The 7,436-nt window shown below is 68.2% G+C and carries 5 protein-coding genes and 1 pseudogene; 5 read left to right on the forward strand and 1 reads right to left on the reverse strand.

The window, feature by feature from the left end:
* On the reverse strand, nucleotides 1-975 hold a 975-nt coding region (locus tag VFM98_RS20085), incomplete at its 3' end, for a metallophosphoesterase (protein ID WP_325111666.1).
* 131 nt (nucleotides 976-1,106) lie between these two features.
* Between VFM98_RS20085 and VFM98_RS20090 the strand changes: the two genes are divergently transcribed.
* The 5 genes and pseudogenes from VFM98_RS20090 to VFM98_RS20110 all read left to right on the forward strand — a co-directional run.
* Entirely contained in the window at nucleotides 1,107-2,771 is a 1,665-nt protein-coding gene (locus VFM98_RS20090) for a Re/Si-specific NAD(P)(+) transhydrogenase subunit alpha (protein ID WP_325111667.1), read from the forward strand.
* Nucleotides 2,772-2,784: 13 nt separating this feature from the next.
* Nucleotides 2,785-4,197 carry a Re/Si-specific NAD(P)(+) transhydrogenase subunit beta gene (gene pntB / locus VFM98_RS20095; RefSeq protein ID WP_325111668.1) on the forward strand — a complete coding sequence of 471 codons (1,413 nt, stop codon included), beginning with the start codon at nucleotides 2,785-2,787 and terminating at the stop codon, nucleotides 4,195-4,197.
* A 102-nt stretch (nucleotides 4,198-4,299) separates the two neighbouring features.
* Nucleotides 4,300-5,976, forward strand: coding sequence for a long-chain-fatty-acid--CoA ligase (locus VFM98_RS20100; protein ID WP_325111669.1), 1,677 nt, complete (start codon nucleotides 4,300-4,302; stop codon nucleotides 5,974-5,976).
* Between the two features lie 182 nt (nucleotides 5,977-6,158).
* Nucleotides 6,159-7,172 (forward strand): ABC transporter permease subunit, encoded by a 1,014-nt coding sequence (locus VFM98_RS20105; RefSeq protein WP_325111670.1) that lies wholly within the window; start codon nucleotides 6,159-6,161, stop codon nucleotides 7,170-7,172.
* Nucleotide 7,173: 1 nt separating this feature from the next.
* Nucleotides 7,174-7,436: pseudogene (locus tag VFM98_RS20110) on the forward strand (dipeptide ABC transporter permease DppC); the annotation flags it as partial.

Below are 7,436 nucleotides of genomic sequence, written 5' to 3' on the forward strand. Positions count from 1 at the left end.
GGGCACGAAGAAGGTCCAGGGCAGGAACTGGCCGCCGTGGGTGTGGCCGGAGAGTTGCAGGTCGAAGCCCGCCGCCGCCGCCGCCGGCGCCGTGCGCGGCTGGTGCGCGAGCAGCACCCGCGGCGCGGCGGGCGGGGCGCCGCGCAGGGCCGCCTCGGGATCGCTGCGGTGCGCGGGGTCGAAGTGGTGGCCGCTGTAATCGGGCACGCCGGCCAGCACGATGGCGGCGCCGTCGTGCTGCAGCACCACGTGCTCGTTGTGCAGCACGCGCACGCCGAGCCGCCCGAGTTCCTCCAGCCAGCCATGGACGCCCGAGTAGTATTCGTGATTGCCGGTGACGAAGAAGCTGCCGTGGCGCGCCCGCAGTTGCGCCAGCGGGGCGACGTGCGGCGCCAGGTCGCGCACCGAGCCGTCCACCAGGTCGCCCGTGATCGCCACGACGTCCGGTTCCAGCGCGTTGACGCGCTGCACGATCGCATCGAGGTAGTCGCGCTTGATGGTCGGGCCCACGTGGATGTCGCTGATCTGCACGATGCGGAATCCCTGCAGCGGCCCGGGCAGGCCGGCGATCGGCACCGTGACGCGCACCACGGGGGCCGTGCGGCGGGCGTTGATGAGGCCGATCAGCGACAGTGCCAGGGCCAACAGGGGCACGGCGGCGGCCGTGTTCTCGCCCAGTTGCGGCGAATCAAAGTTCGCAAGGTCGAGGACGAGCAGCATCAGGTCTCGCATGACAGCCAGGACCAGCAGCGAGGAAAAAAGTCCCATGCACAGCATGCCGGCCCACGTGAGGCGGTCGGCGGCGCCCGGGCGCAGCAGTCGGCGCGCGAGCAGGGACAGGGGGACGAGCAGCGCGGAGGCGAGCAGGAAGAGCGCCAGCGCGAGCCCTGCACTCCAGGGCAGCTGGGGAACGATGCGCGCGCCGATGTACAAATGCAGCGCGAGGGACAGGGCGAGGAGGGTGGCCAGCGACATGCTGAAATCGGACTCGCGCCAGTGTGCCCCCGCTGCGTCGCGGCAGTGCTCATCAGGGTTTCATGTAAGCTCGCGGTCAGGTCGAGCCGGAGGTCGCGGGATCCACCAGGCTCCAATCAGGAGAAGAGTTCATGCAGATTGATTTCGCTGCCGAGGCCACGGCAGGTGAAACCCGTGTGGCCGCCGCCCCCGCGCCGGCCACCAAGGCATTGCTGATCGGCGTGCCGAAGGAGACGGCCGCCGGCGAAAAGCGCGTGGCGACCGTGCCCGAGGTGGTGGCCAAGCTGCTGAAGCTCGGCTTCCGCGTCGCCGTGCAAAGCGGCGCCGGCGATGCTTCCAACTTCGCCGACGACACCTACCGCGAGGCCGGCGCCGAGATCGTCGACGGCGCCGCCAGGCTGTTCTCGGTGGCCGACATCATCTTCAAGATCGGCGTGCCGACGGCCGATGAAGTCGCGCTGATGCACGAAGGCCAGACGCTGATCACCTTCATCTGGCCGGCGCAGAACCCGGAGCTGATGAAGCAGCTGGCCGCCCGCAAGGTCACGGTGCTGGCCATCGATTCGCTGCCGCGCACGCTGTCGCGCGCGCAGAAGATGGACGCGCTGACCTCCACGGCCGGCGTCAGCGGCTACCGCGCCGTGATCGAGGCGGCCCATGCCTTCGGGCGCTTCTTCAGCGGGCAGATCACGGCCGCGGGCAAGGTGCCGCCGGCCAAGGTCTTCATCGCCGGCGCCGGCGTCGCCGGCCTGGCCGCCATCGGCACCGCGGTGGGGCTGGGCGCCATCGTGCGCGCCAACGACACGCGCGCCGAAGTGGCCGACCAGGTCGTCTCCATGGGCGGCGAGTTCGTCAAGGTCGACTACGAGGAAGAAGGCTCGGGCGGCGGCGGCTACGCCAAGGTCATGAGCGAGGGCTTCCAGAAGGCGCAGCGCGAGATGTACGCGCAGCAGGCCTGGGAAGTCGACATCATCATCACCACCGCGCTGATCCCCGGCAAGCCCGCGCCGCGGCTGATCACCGCCGAGATGGTGCAGAGCATGAAGCCGGGCAGCGTCATCGTCGACATGGCGGCCGAGCGCGGCGGCAACTGCGAACTGACGGTGCCGGGCGAGGCCGTGGTGCGCCACGGCGTGACCATCGTCGGCTACACCGACCTGGCCTCGCGCCTGGCCAAGCAGTCCTCGACGCTCTACGCGACCAACCTGCTGCGCCTGACCGAGGAGCTGTGCAAGACCAAGGACGGCAGGATCGACGTCAACATGGAAGACGATGCGATCCGCGGCCTGACGGTGGTCAAGGAAGGCAACATCACCTGGCCGCCACCGCCGCCGAAGGTCGCGCCGGCGCCGGCCGCGAAGCCGGCCGCGGCGGCGAAGCCGGCCGAGAAGGCCAAGGGCCACGGCCACGGCGCCGGCGAACCGATGTCCGCCACGGCGCTGGCCACCGTGTTCGGCATCGGCGCCATCCTGTTCCTGCTGGTGGGCCTGTACGCGCCGGCGACCTTCCTGTCGCACTTCACCGTGTTCGTGCTGGCCTGCTTCGTCGGCTACATGGTGGTGTGGAACGTCACGCCCTCGCTGCACACGCCGCTCATGAGCGTGACCAACGCGATCTCCTCGATCATCGCCATCGGCGCGCTGATCCAGGTGGCGCCGCCGCTCACCGACGGCGGGGCCGACCGGCCCAACGTGCTGATCCTGGCGCTGGCGGTGTTCGCGCTGGCGCTGACGGCCGTCAACATGTTCGGCGGCTTCGCGGTCACGCGGCGCATGCTGGCGATGTTCCGCAAGTAAGAAGGAGACGGACATGAACGCAAGCCTTTCCACCGTCTCCTACATCGGCTCGACCATCCTGTTCATCCTGAGCCTGGGCGGCCTGTCCAACCCCGAGACCGCCCGGCGCGGCAACGTCTTCGGCATCATCGGCATGACCGTGGCGGTGCTCGCCACCGTGTTCGGCCCGCGCGTCACGCCGGCCGGCTATGCCTGGATCATCGCGGCGCTGGTCGTCGGCGGCAGCATCGGCATGGTCGCGGCCAAGAAGGTGCAGATGACGCAGATGCCGGAGCTGGTCGCGCTGATGCACAGCCTGGTGGGTCTGGCGGCCTGCCTGGTCGGCTTCGCCAGCTACGTCGACACCTCCACCGTGTTCGCGACGCCGGCCGAGAAGTCCATCCACGAAGTGGAGATCTACGTCGGCATCCTGATCGGCGCCGTCACCTTCTCCGGCTCGATCATCGCCTTCGGCAAGCTGTCCGGCAAGATCGGCGGCAAGCCGCTGCTGCTGCCGGCGCGCCACTGGATCAACCTGCTGGGCCTGCTGGTCGTGATCTGGTTCGGCCGCGAGTTCCTGCATGCCGAGACCATCCAGGCCGGCATGACGCCGCTGATCGTGATGACGGTGATCGCGCTGCTGTTCGGCATCCACATGGTGATGGCCATCGGCGGGGCGGACATGCCGGTGGTGGTGTCGATGCTCAATAGCTACTCCGGGTGGGCGGCCGCGGCCACCGGCTTCATGCTGTCCAACGACCTGCTGATCGTGGTGGGCGCGCTGGTCGGCTCCTCCGGTGCCATCCTGTCGTACATCATGTGCCGGGCGATGAACCGCAACTTCATCAGCGTGATCGCCGGCGGCTTCGGCACCGGCGGCGGTGCGCCCGCGGCGGCGGCCGGCGCGCAGCCGGCCGGCGAGGTGACGGCGGTCAGCGCCGCCGAGACGGCGGAGCTGCTGCGCGAATCGAAGAACGTGATCATCGTGCCGGGCTACGGCATGGCGGTGGCGCAGGCGCAGCACACGGTGTACGAAATCACCAAGCACCTGCGCGAGAAGGGCGTCAACGTACGCTTCGGCATCCACCCGGTGGCCGGGCGCATGCCGGGCCACATGAACGTGCTGCTGGCCGAGGCCAAGGTGCCCTACGACATCGTGCTGGAGATGGACGAGATCAACGAGGACTTCCCGGAGACCGACGTGGCCATGGTGATCGGCGCCAACGACATCGTGAACCCGGCGGCGCAGGACGACCCCACGAGCCCGATCGCCGGCATGCCGGTGCTGGAAGTGTGGAAGGCCAAGACCTCGATCGTGATGAAGCGCAGCATGGCCTCGGGCTACGCAGGGGTCGACAACCCGCTGTTCTACAAGGACAACAACCGGATGCTGTTCGGCGATGCAAAGAAGATGCTCGACGAGGTGCTGGTGGCGCTGAAGGTCTGAAATGACACAATGACGGCCGGTGGATGACGCCGGCGCAGTACGGCGAATGACGGGGCGACCCGTCATTTGTCCATCTGGCGCGATAACAAGATGGAGACCCGCATGAACGACCGCCCCTGGCTTGCCGCCTATCCACAAGGCGTGCCGGCCGACATCGATCCCTCGCAGTACCACTCGCTGGTGCAGCTGATGGAGGAGAGCTTCGTCAAGCACGCTGCCCGCACGGCCTACGTGTTCATGGGCAAGGAGCTGAGCTTCGGCGAGACCGATTCCTTCAGCCGCGCCTTCGCCGCGTACCTGCAGGGGCTGGGCCTGGTCAAGGGCGACCGGGTGGCGATCATGATGCCCAACGTGCCGCAGTACCCGGTGGCCGTGGCCGCCATCCTGCGCGCCGGCTTCGTGGTGGTGAACGTCAACCCGCTGTACACGCCGCGCGAGCTCGAGCACCAGCTGAAGGACTCGGGCGCCAAGGCGATCGTCATCATCGAGAACTTCGCCAACACGCTGCAGCAGTGCATCGCCGCCACGCCGGTGAAGCACGTGGTGCTGGCGAGCATGGGCGACATGCTGGGCGGCCTCAAGGGCGCGCTGGTCAACTACGTGGTGCGCAAGGTCAAGAAGATGGTGCCGGCCTACAGCCTGCCCGGGGCCGTGCGCTTCAACGAAGCCGTCAAGCAGGGCAGCCGCAGCACCGTGCGCAAGCCCGAGATCAAGCCCGACGACGTGGCGGTGCTGCAGTACACCGGCGGCACCACGGGCGTCTCCAAGGGCGCGGTGCTGCTGCACCGGAACGTGATCGCCAACGTGCTGCAGTCCGAAGCCTGGAACCAGCCGGTGATGGGCAAGGTGCCGGCCAGCGAGCAGCCCACGGGCGTGTGCGCGCTGCCGCTGTACCACATCTTCGCCTTCACGGTGGGCATGATGCTGTCGCTGCGCACCGGCGCCAAGCTGATCCTGATCCCCAACCCGCGCGACCTGCCGGCCGTGCTGAAGGAGCTCTCCAAGTACAAGTTCCACAGCTTCCCGGCCGTCAACACGCTGTTCAACGGCCTGGCCAACCATCCCGATTTCGACAAGGTGGACTGGTCCAACCTGAAGGTGTCGGTGGGCGGCGGCATGGCGGTGCAGGGCGCGGTGGCCAGGCTGTGGCTGCAGAAGACCGGCTGCCCGATCTGCGAGGGCTACGGCCTGTCGGAAACCTCGCCTTCGGTGAGCTGCAACCCGGTGACCAGCACCGAGTTCACCGGCACCATCGGCGTGCCGCTGCCTTCCACCTGGATGAAGTGCATCGACGACGAGGGCCGCGAGGTGCCGCGCGGCCAGCCGGGCGAGATCGCGATCAAGGGCCCGCAGGTGATGGCGGGCTACTGGCAGCGCCCCGACGAGACGGCCAAGGTCATGACGGCCGACGGCTACTTCAAGACCGGCGACATCGGCATCGAGGACGAGCGCGGCTACTTCCGCATCGTCGACCGCAAGAAGGACATGGTGCTGGTGTCCGGCTTCAACGTGTACCCCAACGAGGTCGAGGACGTCGTGGCGATGCTGCCCGGCGTGGCCGAATGCGCGGTGGTCGGCGTGCCGGACGAGAAGACCGGCGAGGCGGTGAAGCTGGTGATCGTGAAGAAGGACCCGTCGCTCACCGAGCAGAAGGTCAAGGAGTACTGCCGCGCGAACCTCACCGGCTACAAGCAGCCGCGCGTGGTGGAATTCCGCACCGACCTGCCCAAGACGCCCGTGGGCAAGATCCTGCGGCGGGAGCTGCGCGACAAGAAGTAGCAGGAACAGCCGGATACGGACAGCCGAATACGGACTACCGGACGCAAAGGGCGCAAAGGGCGCGCAAAGGACGCAAAAAATAAGGCAAAGACAACTTCAAGGCCTTTCTTTTGCGTCCTTTGCGGACCTTTGCGTTCTTTGCGTCCGGTAGTTGGGTTCTTCTGGTACGCGACAATCTCCCCATGCTGCGCTTCATCCTGACCCGCCTGTCGCTGGTCATCCCCACGTTCTTCGGGATGACGCTGCTGGCGTTCTTCCTGATCCGGCTGGTTCCCGGCGACCCGATCGAGACCATGGCGGGCGAGCGCGGGATCGACCCGGCGCGGCACGCCAAGCTGGTGCAGGAGTACGGCTTCGACCAGCCGGTGCTGGTGCAGTACGGCGTCTACATCGCGCGCGTGCTCAAGGGCGACCTGGGCAAGTCCATCATCACGCAGGCGCCCGTGCTGAGCGAATTCGGCGCGCTGTTCCCGGCCACCATCGAGCTGGCCGTGTGCGCGATCCTGTTCGCGCTGCTGCTCGGCATCCCGGCCGGCATCGTCGCGGCCGTCAAGCGCAACTCGGTGTTCGACCACGGGGTGATGGCCACCTCGCTTACCGGCTACTCCATGCCGATCTTCTGGTGGGGGCTGCTGCTGATCCTGCTGTTCTCGGTGCAGCTCGGATGGACGCCGGTGTCGGGCCGGCTCTCGGTGCAGTACTACATCGAGCCGAAGACCGGGTTCCTGCTGGTGGATTCGCTGCTGTCGGACGAGAAGGGCGCCTTCCTGTCGGCGCTCAAGCACCTGGTGCTGCCGGCCATCGTGCTCGGCACCAACCCGCTGGCGGTGATCGCCCGCATGACGCGCTCGGCGATGCTGGAGGTGCTGGGCGAGGACTACATCCGCACGGCGCGGGCCAAGGGCCTGCCGCCGCTGCGCGTGGTCGGCGTGCACGCGCTGCGCAACGCGCTGATCCCGGTGGTCACCGTGATCGGGCTGCAGGTGGGCGTGCTGTTCACCGGCGCCATCCTCACCGAGACCATCTTCTCCTGGCCGGGCGTGGGCAAGTGGCTGATCGAGGCGATCAACCGGCGCGACTACCCGGTGCTGCAGGGCGGCATGCTGCTGCTGGGCGTGGTGGTGATGAGCGTGAACCTGCTGGTGGACGTGGCCTACGGCCTGATCAACCCGCGCATCCGCCAGGGAGGGCATTGAGATGAGCGCCGTGTTGCCTCCGGCCAGCCCCGTGCCCGCCGCGCCCCCCGGGCCGCTGCGCGAGTTCTGGATCTCGTTCTCCGCCAACAAGGGCGCCGTCGCCGGCCTGGCGGTGGTCGCCTTCCTGCTGCTGCTGGCCCTGTTCGCGCCCTGGGTGGCGCCGCACGCGCCGGATGCGACCAACAGCGCCGCCTTCCTCAAGCCGCCCGCGTGGCAGGAGGGCGGCTCGGCGCAGTACCTGCTGGGCACCGACGCGATCGGCCG

This window comes from Ramlibacter sp. (assembly GCF_035706265.1).
In the GTDB taxonomy this organism is placed as follows: Bacteria; Pseudomonadota; Gammaproteobacteria; order Burkholderiales; family Burkholderiaceae_C; genus Ramlibacter.

What these genes read in the sequence shown, in the direction of transcription:
- VFM98_RS20100 (WP_325111669.1), top strand. Translation starts at nt 4,300, where the DNA reads ATGAACGACCGCCCCTGGCTTGCCGCCTATCCACAAGGCGTGCCGGCC.
- VFM98_RS20105 (WP_325111670.1), top strand. Translation starts at nt 6,159, where the DNA reads ATGCTGCGCTTCATCCTGACCCGCCTGTCGCTGGTCATCCCCACGTTC.
- VFM98_RS20090 (WP_325111667.1), top strand. Translation starts at nt 1,107, where the DNA reads ATGCAGATTGATTTCGCTGCCGAGGCCACGGCAGGTGAAACCCGTGTG.
- pntB (WP_325111668.1), top strand. Translation starts at nt 2,785, where the DNA reads ATGAACGCAAGCCTTTCCACCGTCTCCTACATCGGCTCGACCATCCTG.